Source organism: Rhodococcus sp. 05-2254-6, from assembly GCF_002258565.1.
GTDB lineage: Bacteria > Actinomycetota > Actinomycetes > Mycobacteriales > Mycobacteriaceae > Rhodococcoides.
Window position 1 is genome coordinate 14,250 of the sequence record NZ_NOZF01000096.1, and the last position, 19,226, is coordinate 33,475.

General features: G+C 66.0%; 16 protein-coding genes. 8 read left to right on the plus strand and 8 right to left on the minus strand.

Features of this window, described 5'->3' with window-relative positions; translation table 11 throughout:
- Positions 1 to 3 precede the first annotated feature (3 nt).
- Positions 4 to 615, minus strand: coding sequence for a TetR/AcrR family transcriptional regulator (locus CH256_RS11685; protein WP_094669674.1), 612 nt, complete (start codon positions 613 to 615; stop codon positions 4 to 6).
- Between the two features lie 137 nt (positions 616 to 752).
- Here CH256_RS11685 and CH256_RS11690 point away from each other — a divergent pair, with 137 nt between their 5' ends.
- Genes CH256_RS11690 through CH256_RS11710 form a run of 5 tightly spaced genes read left to right on the plus strand, consistent with a single transcriptional unit; the run spans position 753 to position 5,438 of the window.
- Positions 753 to 2,180 carry a flavin monoamine oxidase family protein gene (locus tag CH256_RS11690; RefSeq protein ID WP_094669675.1) on the plus strand — a complete coding sequence of 476 codons (1,428 nt, stop codon included), beginning with the start codon at positions 753 to 755 and terminating at the stop codon, positions 2,178 to 2,180.
- Positions 2,162 to 2,641: an SRPBCC family protein gene (locus CH256_RS11695; RefSeq protein ID WP_094669676.1), complete on the plus strand. Its 480-nt coding sequence runs from the start codon at positions 2,162 to 2,164 to the stop codon at positions 2,639 to 2,641. The genes CH256_RS11690 and CH256_RS11695 overlap by 19 nt, the downstream gene beginning before the upstream one ends.
- Positions 2,638 to 3,573, plus strand: coding sequence for a carbohydrate kinase family protein (locus tag CH256_RS11700; RefSeq protein ID WP_094669677.1), 936 nt, complete (start codon positions 2,638 to 2,640; stop codon positions 3,571 to 3,573). Before CH256_RS11695 ends, CH256_RS11700 begins: the two co-directional genes overlap by 4 nt.
- Positions 3,573 to 4,235, plus strand: a complete 663-nt coding sequence (locus tag CH256_RS11705) for a class II aldolase/adducin family protein (RefSeq protein WP_094669678.1) — start codon at positions 3,573 to 3,575, stop codon at positions 4,233 to 4,235. The genes CH256_RS11700 and CH256_RS11705 overlap by 1 nt, the downstream gene beginning before the upstream one ends.
- Before the next feature lie 3 nt (positions 4,236 to 4,238).
- Positions 4,239 to 5,438, plus strand: coding sequence for an MFS transporter (locus CH256_RS11710; protein WP_094669679.1), 1,200 nt, complete (start codon positions 4,239 to 4,241; stop codon positions 5,436 to 5,438).
- A 4-nt stretch (positions 5,439 to 5,442) separates the two neighbouring features.
- Here CH256_RS11710 and CH256_RS11715 read toward each other — a convergent pair whose 3' ends face one another.
- From CH256_RS11715 to CH256_RS11745, 7 genes are all read right to left on the minus strand, one after another.
- Complete coding sequence (locus CH256_RS11715) at positions 5,443 to 6,933, minus strand: aldehyde dehydrogenase family protein (RefSeq protein ID WP_094669680.1); 1,491 nt, start codon at positions 6,931 to 6,933, stop codon at positions 5,443 to 5,445.
- Positions 6,930 to 8,477 carry a long-chain-fatty-acid--CoA ligase gene (locus CH256_RS11720; protein WP_094669681.1) on the minus strand — a complete coding sequence of 516 codons (1,548 nt, stop codon included), beginning with the start codon at positions 8,475 to 8,477 and terminating at the stop codon, positions 6,930 to 6,932. The genes CH256_RS11715 and CH256_RS11720 overlap by 4 nt, the downstream gene beginning before the upstream one ends.
- A gap of 133 nt (positions 8,478 to 8,610) precedes the next feature.
- On the minus strand, positions 8,611 to 9,240 hold the full coding sequence (locus tag CH256_RS11725) for a TetR/AcrR family transcriptional regulator (RefSeq protein WP_306438714.1): 630 nt from the start codon (positions 9,238 to 9,240) through the stop codon (positions 8,611 to 8,613).
- A gap of 28 nt (positions 9,241 to 9,268) precedes the next feature.
- Positions 9,269 to 11,440, minus strand: coding sequence for a 3-hydroxyacyl-CoA dehydrogenase NAD-binding domain-containing protein (locus CH256_RS11730; protein ID WP_179272077.1), 2,172 nt, complete (start codon positions 11,438 to 11,440; stop codon positions 9,269 to 9,271).
- 35 nt (positions 11,441 to 11,475) lie between these two features.
- Positions 11,476 to 12,684, minus strand: a complete 1,209-nt coding sequence (locus CH256_RS11735; RefSeq protein ID WP_094669683.1) for an acetyl-CoA C-acetyltransferase — start codon at positions 12,682 to 12,684, stop codon at positions 11,476 to 11,478.
- A gap of 13 nt (positions 12,685 to 12,697) precedes the next feature.
- Positions 12,698 to 13,858 (minus strand): acyl-CoA dehydrogenase family protein, encoded by a 1,161-nt coding sequence (locus tag CH256_RS11740; RefSeq protein ID WP_094669684.1) that lies wholly within the window; start codon positions 13,856 to 13,858, stop codon positions 12,698 to 12,700.
- Between the two features lie 117 nt (positions 13,859 to 13,975).
- Positions 13,976 to 14,674, minus strand: coding sequence for a FadR/GntR family transcriptional regulator (locus CH256_RS11745; protein ID WP_094669685.1), 699 nt, complete (start codon positions 14,672 to 14,674; stop codon positions 13,976 to 13,978).
- Between the two features lie 194 nt (positions 14,675 to 14,868).
- Between CH256_RS11745 and CH256_RS11750 the strand changes: the two genes are divergently transcribed.
- From CH256_RS11750 to CH256_RS11760, 3 genes are all read left to right on the plus strand, one after another.
- The gene (locus CH256_RS11750; protein WP_094669686.1) at positions 14,869 to 16,239 is read left to right on the plus strand and encodes an SLC13 family permease; all 1,371 of its coding nucleotides are present in this window, start codon (positions 14,869 to 14,871) and stop codon (positions 16,237 to 16,239) included.
- 212 nt (positions 16,240 to 16,451) lie between these two features.
- A complete protein-coding gene (locus CH256_RS11755; protein WP_094669687.1) occupies positions 16,452 to 17,651 on the plus strand; it encodes a CaiB/BaiF CoA transferase family protein in 1,200 nt (399 codons plus the stop codon).
- Entirely contained in the window at positions 17,648 to 19,150 is a 1,503-nt protein-coding gene (locus CH256_RS11760) for a carboxyl transferase domain-containing protein (protein ID WP_094669688.1), read from the plus strand. The genes CH256_RS11755 and CH256_RS11760 overlap by 4 nt, the downstream gene beginning before the upstream one ends.
- The last annotated feature ends 76 nt before the right edge of the window (positions 19,151 to 19,226 follow it).

Here is a 19,226-nt window from a genome sequence, read left to right on the forward strand (position 1 = left end):
AATTCAGGCCCGCGGTACGTACGAGTCGAGCACGCGGAGCAGAGCGTCCTTCAGCTCGGTCCGATTGCCGCCCGGTGTCGGCCTGGCGATCTCGTGCAGGGTGTAACCGTCGATCAGGGCCAGGAAGTGCCGCGCCGGTAGATGCGGTTCCTCGATGCCGAATGCTCCCAGCGCGGCCTCGGCCGCCTCCTCGATCATCCGCATGATTCGGTGCACCGACACCGCGAGCTCCGGTCGCCTACGCACGGCGAGGTACGCCTCGAACTGCACGAGGGAGTCGTCGTCCTCCGGAGAGGACAGCAGTGAGACGAGGTCCATGATCGCGTCGGCGAGATCGTCGCGAGTGAGTCCACCGGCTTGCGCGACGTCCAGTAACGCGTTGACCTTGGTCGTCACGTTCTCGGCGATTCGAGTGATCGCGGCATCGATGAGTTCGCCGACCGAGCCGAAGAAATAGCTGGTCGTCGACGGCGGGAAGCCCGCGGCGTCGGCGACGGACCGAAACGAGACGCGTTCGAGTCCGCGTATTCCGATCACACCGATGGCGGCGTCGACCAGGGCGTCCCGGCGCTCCTGGCCACGCGCGTATCGAGTCTTCCGGCGCTCTTCGGTCATGGCTACAACGTAGCCGGGGTGTTGTCGCTGAGCTCCATCGCAGTGCTCTCCAGCAGGCACTTTCCGTCAATCCTGGCCTAGTGGCCAATATTGAGTTACTGTCGCCGCTACATCGAACAGCCCGGAAAGGAGCACCGATGAACGAGATCTCGGAAGCCTCGCGTGTGGACGTGGTGGTCGTCGGCGCAGGACTCGCGGGTCTGACTGCCGCCAGGAAACTGACAGCCGCAGGGTTGACCGTCCAGGTTCTCGAGGCCAGAGACCGGGTGGGCGGACGGACGGTCAACCATGCACTCGGGGAGAACGCGGTGGTGGAGACCGGCGGACAGTTCGTCGGTCCGACGCAGGACCACATCCTCCGCCTGGCCGCGTCCGTGGGCGTCGGGACGTTTCCCGCATACGACATCGGATCGAGCGTCTACGTCAAGAACGGACGCGCCCGACGCTTCGACGGCGGAGTGCCGCCGGATCTGGCGGCGCTACCCGACGTCGGGATGCTGGTGGCGCGAATCGATCGGGCTGCCGGGCAGATCCCCGTGGGTAGACCGTGGTCGGCACCGCGTGCCTCCGAGTGGGACACGCAGACTCTCGCCACCTGGGCCCGAAAACACTCGGCCACCGACGGCGGTGTGGAACTGCTCGACATCCTGCTCGGTTCGGTGTTCGGCGGCACATCCGCCGATGTGTCGGCGCTCTTCGGCCTGGCGTACGTGGCCGGGGCAGGCAACGAGTACACCCCCGGCACCGTCGACCGCTTGATGAGTGTCGCCGGTGGAGCGCAGCAGTGGCGATTTCTCGGTGGCTCACAGGCGATCTGCATCGAAATGGCGTCGCGACTCGGTGATTCGGTCCGCCTCGATACTCCCGTGCGCCGCGTGGAGCAGCATCCGGATCGCGTGGTGGTGCACAGCGATACCGAGTCGTGGGTGGCCCGATCGGTCGTCGTCGCGATTCCGCCTGTTCTGGCCACCCGAATCGACTGGAGCCCTACGCTTCCCGCGGCGCAGGAAGCACTGTTCCAGCGGATGAACTTCGGCGGACTGGCCAAGTGCGAGGCCGTGTATCCCGAACCGTTCTGGCGCACGAGCGGGCTGTCCGGCCAGGCACTCTTTCGCGACAGTGCCGTGCCGGTGTCCTCGATGTTCGACAACTCGCCTCCCGACGGAAGCCACGGAGTGCTGATGGGATTCGTCGGCACCTGGGGCGCGCGCCATCGAGGCGGCCGAAACTGTTCCGAGGGCAACGAATCCGAGCGCCGCGGTGAGGTGCTGCGTGCTTTTGCCTCGGTGGCGGGTCCGCGCGCATTGGAACCGACGGAGTGGATCGAACTGGACTGGACCGAAGAACAGTGGACGCGCGGTGGGCCGACCGCGGTGTTGACCCCCGGAGTGTTGACGGGGCTCGGACGGTGGCGCGATGTTCCGTTCGGTCGAGTGCGATGGGCCGGTGCCGAGCACTCCGACTATTGGAACGGATACATGGACGGTGCCGTGCGATCGGGTGAAAAGGCCGCAGCAGACATACTTTCGACCGAAGGAGAACTCTCGTGGAACAACGCTTCGTAATCTCGGCTCATCGCACACTCTCGGTGAGCCCCGAGGAGGTCTGGGCACTGACCGGTGACACCAGCCGCTATGCGGAATGGGTGTCCGACGTCCGTGCCGTCACCGCTCATCACGGCACCGCACGAACAGGTGGCGTCTACACCGAGAAAGTGGCGGCACTCGGCCGCTTCACCACCAACGCCACGTGGACCGTCCGGCATCTGGAACCGAACCGACTGCGAATCGATTCGGGTCAGGGATTCGCGCCGCTCACCAATGTGGCCAACGTCTTTCGCTTCGCACCGCTCAGCGGAGGGACCTCGACCGCGATGACCTTCGAATTCTGGTTCGACGTCTCCCCGCGCTGGCTGGGACGGATTGTGCGACCCATCGCCACCGCCGGGATGTCCGCACGATTCGACATCTCGATGTGCAACCTCGAGGCGCTGATCCTCTCCGAGCGAACCGCGACGATCCGATGAGGGAACCCGCGGAAGTCCTCACCCTCGGGGTGCACATACTCGACACCCTGGTGCGGCCGGTGACCGAGATTCCGCACGGTCAGACGGCGGTTTTGGCGGAGCAGATCGCGATGTCCGCCGCGGGCACAGCCGCGGGAACGGCACTGGTGCTGTCCCGGCTGGGTGCCGCGGTGCACACCGCGGGAGTCGTCGGCGCTGATTCGGCAGGTACGTTTCTACTGCAGCTCCTCGCCGACGAGGGTATCGACGTCTCGCTCGTCCATCGGATGGAGGGAGTGCAGACCTCGGCGTCGGTGTTGCCGATCAGGCCGGACGGATCGCGGCCGGCTCTGCACGTCATCGGAGCCAACGGCTATCTTGCCCAGCATGTTCCGTGGAACATGTTCCACAACGTCGACTTCCTGCATCTGGGCGGACCCGAGTTCTTCGGACCGGACACCGCCCGCGACATCGCGCGCCGCGCCCACGAGGACGGCGTCGTCGTCACCGTCGACAGCCTGGCACCGTCCGTTCCGGAAGGACTCGGCGCGTTCGCCGCCGCGCTGCCCCACGTCGACTACCTGCTGCCCAACGACGAGCAGGTCCTCGGCTGGACCGGCTGCGCCACCGTCGAAGACGGGTGTCGTCGACTGCTCGAGCTCGGAGCGTCCTGCGTGGTGGCCACCGCGGGGGCCTCGCCAACTCTCGTCGTCACGAACGACTCGGCCGTCGAGGTCCCCGCGTATGCCGTGGACGTGGTGGACACCAGCGGATGCGGAGATGCGTTCTCGGCCGGGTTCGTTCGGGGCCTGTCCCTGAGCATGAACGCCGTCGAGGCTGCCGAACTGGGCAATGCGACCGCCGCGCAGGTGGCACAGGGCCTCGGAACCGACTTCGGCACCTACGACCTCGAATTCGTTCGCAAGTTCGCGCGCACCTGCAGGACCATCTGATGCCGGCCGACGTCGACGAGCTACGGCAGTCCGTCGCAACGACCGCCCGGCACCTGGGCCGACGGGGCCTGGTGCTCGGCACCGCAGGCAATGTCAGTGCACGCGCGGGTGATGTGGTGGCGGTGACGGCGACCGGGCTGGTGTTGGCGGACGCGACGATCGAGGACATCACGGTTGTCGGTATGGACGCCGTCGTGCGCGCCGGTGCATGCGAACCGACCTCGGAACTGGGCTTGCACCTGGGCATCTACGCGTCGTCCGAGGTTCGGGCTGTGGTGCATGCGCACTCTTCTGCGGCCGTTGCTCTTTCGCTCGTCGCGAACGAACTGCAGCCCGTGCACTACGCGCAACTCGCCCTGGGTGGGACCGTCCCGGTGGTGCCGTTCGCGCCGTTCGGTACGGCCGAGCTCGCCGACGCGGTGGTGGCGGCGATGCGTTCGAGGTCGGCGGTGATCATGGCCCATCACGGATCGGTGGCCACCGGTCACGATCTCGGGGCGGCGCTGTCGAACATCGAGCTGCTCGAATGGCTCTGCGGGGTCTATCTTTCCGCTGCGTCGGTGGCGACCCCACGCACCCTCGACGACGCGCAGCTGGCGGCGACCCTCGACGAGGTGGTGCGCCGTGCATACGGGACAGCAGCACCCGTGCGAAGAGACTGACCGATGACCACCCGGGTGCGCCCGCTCTGGATTGTCGTGTTCTCCGTGGCGTGGCTGGGCTATTGGATGGCCAATCTGGTTCCACTGCAGCTGCTTCTACCCGAGCGATTGCAGGAGATCGATCCGCAGTCGAAGGTGTTCGACTTCGCCGTGATCAACGCGGTCTCCGCCGTGGTGCTCCTGATCGGTCTGCCTGTGTGCGGATCGCTGTGCGATCGTACGCGCAGCAGGTTGGGGCGGCGGCGCGTGTGGTTCGGCGGCGGTGTCCTGTTCTTCGCCGGTGCGTTGGTGGTCACGGGTCTGCAAAGTACCGTCCTCGGAATCGGGACGGCATGGTCGGTGGCGATGCTCGGATTGAGTGCTGCAACAGCAGGGTTGACGGCCGTGGTGGCCGACCGCGTGCCGGACGAGCAGCGCGGAACGGTGTCGAGCGCGATCTATGCGCCGCAGGCACTGGGCGTGGTGGCGGGCCTGGCCCTGGTGTCCACGCTCGCTCTGTCGGTACGGGGCGGGTACCTCGCCGTGGCGATCGCGTTGGTTGTCTGCGCGGTGCCGTTTCTGCTGACGTACCGCGAAAACAATTCGCCGACAGCTCTGTTGAGCCTGCGCAGCATCGTGGCCTCGCTGCTCGATTCGTTGCGTCACCGCGACTTCGCGTGGGCCTTCGGCGGTCGAATCCTGGTCAATGTGGCCAACTCGCTCGGCACCTGCTATTTGCTGTTCTTCCTCACCGACGGTCTTCGAGTGGCCGATCCGACGGGATCGCTGCTCGAGGTCACCGTCGTCTACCTGATCGCCTGTGTGGTGTGCACGTTCACCTTCGGGCCGTTGTCGGACAGGATGCGTCGCCGAAAGATCTTCGTGGCGGTTGCGGCATCGATGCAGGCCGTCGCCGGCTTCGTCCTGGCGGTCCATCCCACGATGGACGCGACGTTCGTCTCGGCGGCATTGCTGGGCGGCGGATTCGGCGCGTACATGGCCGTCGATCAGGCACTGGTGACCGGGGTTCTTCCGTCCGCCGACAGTCGGGCGACCGATCTCGGCGTGATGAACATCGGGGCGATCGTTCCACCTGCCATGGCACCGCTGCTCGCGAGCGTGTTCCTCTCCACCGTCGGTGGATACCCGGCGCTGTTCGCGGCAGTGGGGGTACTGGCCGCACTCGGGGCAGCGGTGACCTGGCAGGTGAAATCGGTGCGCTGATCTCTCAGCGGCGGTGACGCAGCCCCAGCACTCGGTCGATCAGCGGCATGACCCACCGTCGGCGTTGCAGCGTCACCAGTTCGAATCCGGGGATGTCGAACAGCTTCGTGACACGGCTGTGCGTGCGGCAGAATTCTGCGAACCCTTCGTCGCCGTGTACCCGGCCGAAGCCGCTGGCACCGACGCCGCCCATCGGAACCGATCCCATGCCTGCGAACGCGATCACCGAGTTGACGGTGACCTGACCGCACACCAGCTGCGCCGCAATCTCTTTGCCGTGCGTGCGGGAAAATACCGATGCGCCGAGGGCGTACCGATGATCGTTGCTCAGCTCGATCGCCTCCTCGATGCTGTCGACCGCACGGACGGTCACCGTGGGGCCGAACGTTTCCTCGCGGACGGCCGAGCAGCTCTCGGGCGTGTCCACCAACACGGTGGGTCCGACGAATCGCTCGCCGATCGACGGCAGTCCGCCGATCAGTGCTCGGCCACCGGCCGACTCGGCATCGGCGAGGTGGCGCCGGACGATGTCGATCTGGCTGGGCATCGTCATCGGTCCGTAGGTGGCCGACGCATCGCCACCGGGCGCGATGGCACGGGCGTGCTGCACGAGGGATCCGGTGAATTGTGCTGCGACACTGCGCTCGACGTAGACCCGCTCGACTCCGACGCACGTCTGGCCGCCGTTGGTGAATGCACCCCAGGCCACCGCCTCGGCAGCCGCTGCGATATCGGCGTCGGCTGCAACGATCACCGGATCCTTACCGCCGCATTCGAGAACCACCGGGGTGAGCGTCTCGGCGCACGTGGCCATGATCTTCGATCCGGTTCTCGTCGAGCCCGTGAACGCGATCTTGTCCACACCCGAGCGGCACAGCGCGGCACCGGTGTCGCCGTAGCCGGTCACCAGAGACAGAATGCCCAGCGGAAGAGCAGGATTGGCCTCATGGAAGGCGCGGACGTAGCGAGCCGCCACCGCGGGGGTGTACTCGCTGGGCTTGAACACCACGCAATTGCCTGCCGCCAGAGCCGAACCGATCGCACTGTTGGGTGCATAGAGCGGGTAGTTCCACGGGCCGATGACGCCCACGACGCCGAGAGCGACCTTGTCCACGTGTGCGGAGTAGTTCGCGAGCAGCACGCCGGGGTTCACCCTGCGTGATCGCATGAGCCGCGGTGCCTGCTTCTCCGCCCACGCGATGTGTTCGAGGGTCAGGACGATCTCCAGTAGCGCATCGTCGGCCGGTTTGCCGTTCTCGCGGTGGATCAGATCGATGAATTCGGCGCGGTGACTCCAAATTTCGTGTCGCCAGGCCCGCAGGTGCCGGGCGCGAGTGCGCGGCGGTAGTGCCGCCCAGGTGCGCTGCGCCCTCCGCGCGAGGCCGACCGTTCGCGCGACGGACTCCGCCGAATCGACGGTGAACGAGGCGATCGGACCGTCGTCGATGGACGAGATCGAATCGAAGGTGGCTCGCGTACGGACCTGGCTGGTCACAGGGAAGCTCCGAGTGCATCCCTCGCCACGTGGGCGTCCCGCAGTTCGCGCTTGAGGATCTTGCCCGCACCGCTCATGGGCAGTGCGGTGACGAACTCGATCGTGCGTGGGGTCTTGTATCCGGCAACGTAGCTGCGGGTGTGATCGCGAAGCTCTTCCACACTCGATGCGGCGCCCTCGGCCAGCACGACACAGGCGTGGACGCGCTCGCCCCATTCGCCGTCGGGAACACCGATCACGGCGCACGCCAGCACCGAGGGGTGCAGGCTCAATGCGCTCTCGACCTCGGCGCTGTAGACGTTCTCGCCGCCGGTGATGATCATGTCCTTGAGTCGATCGACGACGAACAGGAATCCGTCGGCGTCGAGGTAGCCGACATCACCGGTGTGCATCCAACCGTCGCGAACGGCCGCGGCGGTCTCGTCCGGCTTGTTCCAGTAGCCCAGCATCACGTGTCCACCGCGAACGCAGATCTCGCCGACGGATCCGGTGGCCAACTGCTCGTCGTTCGGGCCGAGAATCTGGATCTCCGAGTGCGGGGCCGCGCGACCGGCCGAGCCGATGCGTTCTCCCACATGGTGTTCCGGCCAGAGCAGCGAGGCGACCGGTGCGAGCTCGGTCATGCCGTAGGCCTGAGTGAGGCGGGCCTGCGGGAGCCGGGCGAGGGTCCGCTCGAGGACGCCCGCGGAGATCGGGGATCCTCCGTACAACACGCGGCTGAGCGAGGAGGTGTCGAACTCATTCAACGTGGGGTGGTCGACGAGAAGCTGAATCATGGTGGGCACCAGCAGCACATCGGTGACCGAGTGCGTCGCGATGGCACCGAGGACGGCAGTCGGCTCGAAGAACGGAACCATGACGTGGGTGCCGCCGAGCATGACCTGACCCACCCATGCGGCCAGATCTGCGAGGTGGAACATCGGTGCGGCATGGAGCAGGATCGACGCGTCGTCGAGCAGCTGTCCGGTCGCCACCGTTCCCAGGCCCGAGGTGACGAGGTTCGCGTGCGAGAGCATCACGCCCTTGGGGAAGCCGGTGGTGCCACCGGTGTAGAACAGGCCGGCGAGGGCGTCGCCGCTGCGGCGCGCGTCGGGAACGGGATCGTGGGAAGAGATGAGGTCCTCGTACGAGACCATGCCCTCGGGGGTGGCCCCGTCCCCGCAGTAGACGATGGTCTGCAGGCCGGCGCATGCGGGGCGCAGTGCCGGCACCATGGCGCCGAAGGTGTCGTCGACCAGCAGGACCTTGGTGTCGGAGTCGTTGAGTGCGTACGCCACCTCCACGGGCGACCACCGGATGTTCACCGGGTTGAGCACGGCGTCGGCCCACGGCACCGCGAGCAGGTACTCCGAGTACCGGTCGCTGTTGAACGCCAGCATCGCAACTCGATCGCCGGACTCGACGCCGATGGAGTGCAGGCCCGCAGCCAGTCTTGCCACTCTGTCGAGTTGCTCGGCGAACGTACGAACACGATCGCCGAACACCGTTGCTGCCCGGTTCGGTGTGGTCGACGCGGAGCGGTGAAGGCCCTGAGTGAGATACATGGCGAGTCCCTTGTGCGAGTGGGGGCGAGGGTGCCCGAGGTGAGTACCGCCACAGTTCCACCTTGTTGGCACAGTGTCAATAGGAGTCATGGGCGTTCACCACTCGTGAGGTCTGCCGAAATGGATTGTCCGGCTAACGGTCTCGGGCGTCGTCCAGGGAGCGCGCCGTGCCGAGGACGGTGACGAGCACGTCGGTCAACAGAATCTCGACCTGCTCGCGCGTCAGTGTGCCGCGCACCAACCATTCGCGGCCCGCGGCCTTGACCATGCCGCCGAACGCGCGCACGGCCGAGGTCGCGATTCGACGATCACCGCCCCTGCCCTCGAATGCTGTTGCTTCCAAGACGCGTTCGGCGGCGAGATCATCGGCCTCGTCCAGAATCTGGGCAACCTGCTCGTCGACACCCGATCCGCTCGCCACCGACACCCAGGCAGTACCGTGCGTCTTGATGACGCCGACCAGCCAGTGGACGCTGCCCCGGGCCCGGTCCTCGAGCGAGCCCGTCGGCAGGTACACGTCCTCGATCGGCGGCACGGTGACCAGGAAGCGAACGCACTCGAGGTACAGGTCGCGTTTGCTCCCGATGTAGTGGTGGATGAGCCCGCGTGCGACGCCGGCCGAGGCAGCGACGTCCGACATCGAGACCTCGGCATAAGGCTTGTCGCCGAACAAGCGAACGGCCGCGGCCAAAATCTGCGTCCGTCGCTTGTCCGGTTCCAGTCGATTCCACTTGGGTGTACTTGCAGCCGGCATGGTTGTCATGATTGCACCGAACCGACGTCGCGAGGCGTCAGAGGTACCGCTCGGTGCGTGAGCGCAGTGATCTCGGCACGACGAACCGATCTCCGTACCGTGCCCGCAGGTGGTCGGCCCGCTCGACGAATCCCGGAATGCCGCCGTCGAACTGATTGACGAACTGGAGCACGCCACCGGTCCACGCGGGGTAGCCGATGCCGAGGATGGAGCCGATGTTCGCATCCGCGACGGTCCGCAGGACACCCTCGTCCAGACATGCGATCGAGTCGAGCGACTGCGCGACCAGCATGCGATCCATCATGTCCTCGAACGGAATTCCGTGATCGGGACGGTGACAGTGCTCCACCAGGCCCGGCCACAATCCGGCTTTGGTGCCGTCCTCGGTGTACTCGTAGAAGCCGCGTCCGGCCTTGCGTCCGGGGCGATCGAATTCGTCGACCATGCGATCGACCAGGGCATAGGACTTCGAGACGATCCACGGTCGACCATCGGCGCGCGCGGCCTGCGCCATGCCCTCGCGGATGTGCCGAGACAGGGTCAACGAAATCTCGTCCATCAGAGCCAGCGCTCCGGACGGGTAGCCCGCCTGAAGAGCTGCCTGCTCGACGGTGGCCGGGTGCACGCCCTCGGCGACCAACGAGATCGCCTCGTCCATGAACCGGCCGATGACGCGGGTGGTGAAGAAGCCGTGACTGTCTCCGACGACGATCGGAGTCTTACCGATCGAGCGAACGAAGTCGAACGCGCGGGCCAGCGCGGAATCGCTGGTGTGATCTCCCACAACGATTTCCACCAGCGGCATCTTGTCCACCGGGGAGAAGAAGTGCGTGCCGATGAAGTCCGCGGTGCGCGAGACTCCCTGGGAAAGTTGGGTGATGGGCAGCGTCGAGGTGTTCGAGCACAGCAGTGCGTCGGCGGTCAGGTACTTGTCGACAGCCTCGAAAGCACCCTGCTTGACGGCGGGATCCTCGAACACGGCCTCGACGACCAGATCGCACCCCTCGGCATCGGCCGCGTCGGAACTGGGTGTGATGCGCGCGAGCACCGCATCGGCGTCGGCCTGGGTCTTGCGTCCCTTCGCCACGGCCTTGCCGAGAATCGAACGCGCGTAATCCTTACCGCGTTCGGCGGACTCGATCGAGACATCGCGCAGCACAACGGGAACCCCGGCCGAGGCGACGACGTAGGCGATGGCGGCACCCATCATTCCCGCACCGATCACCAGCACCTTCTCGGGTGCCCGGTGCGGTTCGGCGCTCGGACGAGAGCCACCCTTGTTGATGGATCCGAGATCGAAGAACATCGATTGGATCAGATTGCCCGAGACCGCTCCGCAGGCGAGCGAGGTGCAATGCCGGGTTTCCACCAGCGATGCCGACTCGAAGTCGAGCACCGACCCTTCCACGGCCGCAGCAAGCACGGCGATCGGAGCGGGCATCGGTGCACCCTTGACCTGCTTGCGTACCGTTGCCGCGAAGGCAGGCAGCTGCGTAGCCAGTGCGGGTGAGGCCGCGGTGCCGCCGGGAATCGTGAATCCCTTCCTGTCCCAGGGCTGTAGCGCGTCGGGATTGGCGAGAATCCAGGCACGTGCGTTCGCCATCATCTGCTCGTGGGTGTCGACGACCTCGTCGATCAGTCCGAGTTCGAGGGCCTGCGCCGGCCGATACCGCTGGCCCTGGCCCACCACCTGTGTCAGAGCCTTGACGATGCCGAACATCCGAACCGTTCGGGTGACGCCGCCGGTGCCGGGCAGTAGACCGAGCGTCACCTCGGGTAGACCGAATCGAGAATTGTTTCTGCTCAGCGCGATTCGACGATGACACGCCAGCGCGATCTCGAAGCCGCCGCCGAGTGCGGTGCCGCCGAGCGCAGCCACCACGGGCTTGCCGAGCTTCTCGAGCCGGCGAAACTTGTCCTTGGTGAAATCGAGGGCGTCGGCGATGGCCTTGTGGTCGTTGGGTCCTGCGTCGCGCAGCAATTCGAGGTCGCCACCGGAGAAGAACGAATCCTTGCCCGAGGTGACGATGATGCCGTCGTACGCATCGATGTTGGTCTCGAGCCAGTCGACGGTCTGTCCGAGCGATTCGCCGAACGCGGTGTTCATCGTGTTGGTGGACTGCGTCGGGTCGTCGATCGTCAGCACGAGTACCCGGTCGGTGCCGATATCGCCGGTGATCGTGGGGGTCCGCAGAGTTGCTGTGGTCATCAAGGTCCTCGGGTCGTTGTTCTGTCTCGTGATGGTCACAGGCGCTCGATGATGGTGGCGACGCCCATTCCGGCACCGATGCAGAGCGTGATCAATGCGTAGCGCTCGCCCCGGCGCTCGAGCTCGTCGAGGGCCATTCCGGTGAGCATCGCGCCCGTTGCGCCCAGTGGGTGGCCCATCGCTATCGCGCCACCGTTGACGTTGATGCGTTCGTGGTCGATATCCAGCTTGTTCGCGTAATTGAGCACCACCGAAGCGAAAGCCTCGTTGACCTCGAACACCGCGATGTCGTCGAGAGTGAGCCCCGCCGCAGCCAGTACCTTGTGGGTGGCCGGAACCGGGCCGGTGAGCATCAGCGTCGGGTCCGATCCGGCGACGACCCCGGCCACGACGCGTCCACGCGGGGTCAATCCGCCTGCGCGCCCGGCTTCTTCGGAGCCGATCAGCACCATCGCGGTGCCGTCGACGATGCCGGAGGAGTTCCCGGCGTGGTGCACGTGATCGATGCGCTCGACCTCGGTGTACTTCTGCATCGCGACGGCATCGAACCCGGCGAGCGCACCCATCCGGGCGAACGACGGTGTCAGGGCAGCGAGATCGGCCGTGGTGGTCTCGGGTCGCATGATCTCGTCGTGATCGAGCATCAGCCGGCCGTTCGCGTCGAAGACCGGGATGACCGACTTCTCGAAGTGGCCCATCGACCAGGCGTGTGCCGCGCGCTGCTGGCTGCGCACGGCGAAGGCGTCGACCTCGTCGCGGTCGAACCCCTCGATCGTCGCGATGAGGTCTGCACTGACTCCCTGCGGCACGAAGTAGCTGCCATAGTTGGTCAGCGGGTCGCACGGCCAGGCACCGCCGTCCGCCCCGAGCGGGACCCGAGACATCGATTCGACGCCACCGGCGACGATGAGCTTATCCCAACCGGACCGAACACGTTGCGCCGCAGTGTTCACGGCCTCCAGACCCGATCCGCAGAAGCGGTTGAGCTGAATGCCGGCGACACTGTCCGGCAGGCCGGCAACCATCGCGACCGTCCGGGCGATGTCGCAGCCCTGGTCGCCGACCGGGGTGACGACACCGAGCACGACGTCGTCGATCAGGGCCGGATCGAGCTGGGAGTGTCGAGAGAGCAACGTGGACAACGTGTTCGCGGCCAGGTCGACCGGTTTGACGGTGTACAGCGAACCGGAGCTCTTGCCGCGGCCACGTGGGCTGCGCACTGCGTCGTAGAGGAACGCCTCCATGGTGGCACCCTTTCTAGAGCGAGCGGGAGATGAGGTCTTTCATGACTTCGTTGGCACCGGCGTAGATGCGCGCGATGCGGCCGTCGACGAACATGCGAGCGATGGGGTATTCCTCCATGTAGCCGTACCCGCCGAAGAGTTGCAGGCAACGGTCGACCACCTCGAACTGTCGGTCGGTGGTCCAGTACTTGACCATCGCTGCAGTGGTGACGTCGAGGCTGCCCGAGATGTGCTTGGCCATCGCGTCGTCGACGAAGGTACGCACGACGCGGCCGATGGTGGCGCATTCGGCGAGCTCGAACTTGGTGTTCTGCAGATCGAACAGTGTCTTGCCGAACGCGTTGCGCGACTTGGTGTATTCGACGGTCTGCGCGACGGCGGCATCGATCATCGCGGCGGCGGCGACGCCGCAGATGAGGCGTTCCTGGGGGAGTTGCTGCATCAACTGCGCGAAGCCGCGGCCTTCTGTTTCGCCCAGGAGATTTGCGGCGGGGACGCGAAGCCCGTCGAAGGTGAGTTCGGCTGTGTCCTGGCCCTTCTGGCCGATCTTGTGCAGCACGCGTCCGCGATGGAAACCCTCGGTGTCGTCGGAGACCTCGGCGACGAGCAGCGACAGTCCACGGGCTCCCGCGGACGGATCGGTCTTGGCGGCGATGATGATCAGATCGCAGTGAGCTCCGTTGGAGATGAACGTCTTTCCGCCGGTCACCACGTAGTCGTCGCCGTCACGCACTGCGCGGGTGGTGATGCCCTGCAGGTCCGATCCGGTGCCCGGTTCGGTCATGGCGATGGCACCGATCCACTCTCCCGCGCACAGCTTCGGCAGCCACTGCTGCTTCTTGTCCTCGGAGGCGTAGGCCAGGACGTAGTGCGGAACGATGCCGCTGTGCACGCCGAGCTGCATGGACGAGTCGCCGGAGCGCACCTGCTCGGAGAACAGCACCGCCTCGTGGCGGAAGTCGCCCCCGCCTCCGCCGTACTGCTCGGGCACCGACATGCCCAGCAGTCCGAGACTGCCAGCGGTGCGGTAGACCTCGCGGCTGGGGCGTCCGGCAGCCGCGAACTCCTCGCGGTGGGGCGCGACTTCCTTCTCGAAGAATCCTCGGGCGAGCTGTCGCACGTCGGCGAGCTCGGTGGCGAGGTCGCTGGGGGTGCGGTCTGCGAGTGCAGTCATGGTGGGTCCTTGGCTCGAAGCGCACCTGTGGTTTATTGGCGCTGTGCCAATAATGATGGCGCGGGGTTGCCTCGGATGTCAACTAGGTAGTGCTCCCCGAGGACTGCTGCCGGAGTTCTAGCTGTCGAGCGAACGCAGCAGCGCCACATCCGAGACGAGTCGGATGTGGTCGGCCATGGCCCGTCCTGCCTCGGCCGGATCCTGATTGCGCACGGCCTCGGCGATGCGTCGGTGGTGTTCCAGCGAGGCCTGGGGGCGGTCGGACTGCGAGAGGGATTCGATGCGGGTTTCGCGAATCAGCCCGGCGATCTCGCCCATCAGACGGGCGAGTAGCGGGGAGTGCGCGGCCTCGGTGATGGCGTGATGGAAGAGCTCGTCGCCCGAGTCTCCTCGATCGCCGTCGGTGATCTCCGACGCCATGACGGACAGGGCGTGGTCGATCGCGGCCATTTCACTGTCGCTGCGACGCGTGGCAGCGAGTTCGGCGAGCTTGACCTCGAGTGCCTCGCGGGCCTCGATCACCTCGGGTAGCCGGTCTGCGTGCTCGCGTAGAGCACGAATTGCCATGTCTCCGACGGGCCGTCGTACGAGCACTGCGCCGTCGCCGTGTCGGACCGACAGGATGCCCTGTACTTCGAGGGCGACGAGGGCCTGGCTCAGGGATGCTCGACTGACCCCGAGGTGTCCGGCCAGTTCGCGCTCGGGCGGAAGTCGATCGCCGGGGTTCATCTCGCGGTCGGCGATGTGCTTGCACAGCTGTTCGACGATGACCTCGTACAGCCGTGGTCGGGTCACGGGGCGAATTTGCTCAGCCACTGTGTCACTCGCTCTCTGTTCCTCTGGACCTCCACCCTAGTCGCCGCCATGCGCGTAACGGCGGACACATCGGGGGTTGACAAGTGATCCACTTCACTGGTTGAGTCCCTATTGACTCAGTGGCCAGTCCAATTAGCCACTGGAGATCCTGGGCAACCGCTCGGGTGACACCACAGACGGACCGGAGACCTTCGATGTCGACCGAGTTGATACCCATCCTTGCGCTCGTCGTCATGTTCCTCGCCGCAACCGTGTTCCCCGTGAACATGGGCGCGTTGGGGTTCGTGGCGGCGTTCTTCGTCGGAACACTTGCCGTGGGCATGGGTGCCGACGACATCATTGCCGGCTTCCCGAGCAGTCTGTTCCTCACGCTCGTCGGCATCACCTACCTGTTCGCCATCGCGCAGAACAACGGCACGGTCGACCTGCTGGTCCGCGGAGCCGTTCGACTCGTCGGAGGCCGGGTGGCACTCATTCCGTGGGTGATGTTCGGCATCACCGGAGTCCTGACCTCCATCGGCGCGCTCGGCCCGGCCGCGGTGGCCATCGTCGCGCCGATCGCCCTCGGATTCGCCGCGCGCTACAAGATCAACGCCCTGCTCATGGGCATGATGGTCATCCACGGCGCGCAGGCGGGCGGATTCTCGCCCATCAGCATCTACGGTGTCACGGTCAACAACATCGCCGCCAACGCGGGACTCGTCAACAGTCCGCTCGCACTCTTCCTCGGCAGCCTGTTCTTCAACGCCGCAATCGGTGCGCTGCTGTTCATGTTCCTCGGTGGCCGCTCGCTCATCGGACGCAGCGTGCACGACGAGGACGGCACGCGTCCCGACGGTGACACCGGCGGAGTCGGCGGTTCGGGTTCGCGAACGGTCATGCGCGGCTTCGGCGCATCGACGCCTCGTCCGTCCGGCCAGACGGTCACGGTCGAGAACGCACCACCCCTGGCCACCGCGGTCAAGGCCATCACCTTCGATCAGATTCTCACGCTCGTCGGCCTGGCCTCGCTGGCTCTGTTCGCCCTCGTGCTCGACCTCGACGTCGGATTCATCGCGATGACGGTGGCCGTGATCCTCGCACTCGCATCGCCCAAGGCCCAGAAGGGCGCGATCAACCAGATCAGTTGGTCGACGGTGCTGCTCATCGGTGGCGTGCTCACGTTCGTCGGGGTGCTGCAGGAAGCCGGAACCGTCGAGTACGTCGGCGATTCGGTCGCCAGCATCGGCATCCCGCTTCTGGTGGCGCTGCTGCTCTGCTACATCGGTGCCATCGTCTCGGCGTTCGCGTCGTCCACCGCGATCCTCGGCGTCACCATCCCGCTGGCGGTTCCGTTCCTGCTCGCCGGCGAGGTGGGAGCCATCGGAGTCATCGTGGCTCTGTCCATCGCATCGACCATCGTCGACGTCAGTCCGTTCTCGACCAACGGAGCCCTGGTGCTCGCCAATGCCCAGGACATCGACCGCGACGTCTTCTACAAGCAGATCCTCAAGTACAGCGCCCTGGTGGTGGTCATCGGCCCGCTGATCGCCTGGGCATTGCTGGTCGTACCCGGCTGGATGTAGCGGTACTACAGCTCGAAACAGACGCTCGATGATGGCGGCACGTGTGTTCGACGTGCCGCCATCACGCGTCTGAGCTGGGCAAAGGCACGTACATCGTTACTTGACATCGCCGTGGTTCGCTGGTCCAATTGAATTGGCTAGGCCACTGGCCCAGTAATCCAATCGGACTTCGAGTCCAGCTCCCACCCCGCTTCGACGTAAGGATCAATTCGATGCCCCTCAACACGACAGGCAGAACCGGACCGCTCGAAGGCACCGTGGTGGTCGATCTGACCCGCGCCCTGGCCGGCCCGCATGCAGCGATGATGCTCGGCGACCTCGGGGCAGACATCATCAAGGTCGAGACCCCGAAGGGCGGCGACGACACACGCGTCTGGGGTCCCCCCTTCGTCACTCCGCGCGACGCCGAGCGTGAGTCGACGTACTTCCTCTCGGCCAATCGCAACAAGCGGTCCATCGCGCTCGACCTCAAGACCGACGACGGCCGAGAAGCGTTGGAGCACATGATCGAACGGGCAGACGTATTGCTCGAGAACTTCCGCACCGGCGTGCTGGACCGCCTGGGCTTCTCGCCCGAGCGCATCGCCGAGATCAACCCGCGCACGGTCGTGCTGTCGATCAGCGGCTTCGGTCACGACGGCCCCGAGGGCGGCCGATCCGGCTACGACCAGATCGCTCAGGGTGAGGCCGGGCTGATGTCGTTCACCGGCTCGGGTCCCGAGGACGTCCAGCGCGTCGGCGTCCCCATCGCGGACCTGCTGGCCGGAATGTACGGAGCCTTCGGCGTTCTCGCTGCACTGCGTGAACGCGACCGCACCGGCCGCGGCAAGGTCGTCCGTACCTCGCTGCTCGCCAGCGTCGTCGGAGTGCACGCCTTCCAGGGCACCAAATGGACCGTCGCAGGCGAGGTCGGCGCGGCGCAGGGCAATCACCACCCGTCGATCTGCCCGTACGGCCTGTTCCCGACATCGGATGGCGCAGTGCAGATCTCGGTGGGCAGCGAGGGACTGTGGCATCGGTTCTGCGAGGGCTTCGGCATCGACCCCGATCTCGAAGGCATGGCCACCAACCCGCAACGGGTGAACAGTCGCGACGACGTCATCGAACTCGTGTCCAAGATCTTCCGCACGTACGAGACCGAGCCGCTGCTGGCCCTTCTCGACGAGATCGGTGTTCCCGCAGGCAAAGTGCGCAACGTCCAGGAAGTCTACGAGTGGGAGCAGACCAAATCCCAGGGCCTGCTGGTGGACGTCGAACACGCGACGTTGGGCACGGTGACACTGCCGGGACCGCCACTGCGGTTCTTCGAATCCGACGGCACCGAGGTCACCGAAACCAATCATCTGGCACCGCCGGTGCTGGGTGCCGACGACGAGCTCGTCCGCGACTGGCTGAAAGAGGCGACACGATGACCAGAATGACCGCCCTCGAACTCCTCGATCTGGTGATCGATTCCGGCAGCTTCGACTCCTGGGACACCCCGACGGCCGACTACGTCATCGACGACGAGTACGCAGGCGAACTCGCCGCGGCACGTGAGAAGACCGGCCTGGACGAGTCCGTGCTCACCGGCTCCGCGACCATCCGCGGCCGCAAGGTGGCCATCCTGCTCGGCGAGTTCGCGTTCCTGGCGGGCTCGATCGGGGTCGCGGCGGGCGAGCGCCTGGTCAACGCCGTCCACCGGTCGACCGACGAGCGGCTGCCGCTGCTGGCGCTGCCTACGTCCGGCGGAACCCGAATGCAGGAGGGCACGGTCGCGTTCCTGCAGATGGTCAAGATCACCGCCGCGATCACCGCGCACAAGGCTGCGAACCTGCCGTACATCGTCTATCTGCGGCACCCCACCACCGGCGGAGTGTTCGCGTCCTGGGGATCGCTCGGTCACGTCACCGTCGCCGAGCCCGGTGCTCTCGTCGGATTCCTCGGCCCCCGCGTGTACGAGGCGCTCTACGACGCGAAGTTCCCCACCGGTGTGCAGACGTCGGAGAACCTCCAGGCACACGGGCTCATCGACGCCATCCGTCCGCCCGAGCAACTCGGCGAGATCGTCGATCGCGCACTGCGGATCATGACCGACATCCCGTCCTACCGCCCACGCACCGTCGAGGCGCTGGAATGGAAGATCGAGGACGTGCCCGCGTGGACGTCCATTCTGGCCTCGCGCAGGGCAGACCGCCCCGGGGTTCGTGAGTTGCTGTTCAGTACCGCAGCAGATGTGCTGCCGCTCAACGGAACCGGCCAAGGAGAGTGGGATCCGGGTCTGATTCTTGCCCTCGTCCGGTTCGGCGACATGCCCTGTGTCCTGCTCGGGCAGGACCGACGCGGTCAGACGACGAAAACGCCGCTCGGTCCCGCAGCGCTTCGCGAGGCTCGACGCGGTATGCGTCTGGCCCAGGATCTGAAGCTTCCGCTCGTCACGGTCATCGACACGGCGGGTGCCGCACTGTCGAAGGAGGCGGAGGAAGGTGGCCTGGCCGGCGAGATCGCACGGTGCATCGCAGACATGGTCGACCTCGAAACCCCCACGCTGTCATTGCTGTTGGGGCAGGGGACCGGCGGCGGCGCACTCGCTCTGGTACCAGCGGACCGCGTTCTCGCCGCTCAGCATGCGTGGCTCTCGCCGCTGCCGCCCGAGGGGGCGTCGGCCATCGTGCACCGCGACACCGCCCATGCCGCGGAGATGGCGACGAAGCAGGGAGTGCGCTCGCTCGATCTCTTCAGGGCAGGCGTTGTCGACATCATCATTCCCGAATTGCCCGACGCGGCAGACGAATCGCAGCAGTTCTGCGACCGGGTGGGTGCGGTACTGCACCGCGAGCTCGCCGAACTGATTGCTCAGGACCCATCGATGCGGATGATCGCCCGAGAGAAGCGATTCAACAGAATCGGCTTCGCGGCGGCCGCGGTGTAATTCCCGCCGAACTCGAAGTTATGGACGGTTTTCGGCCGAAATGTATCCATAACTTCGAGTTCGGCGGGTGGTCGGG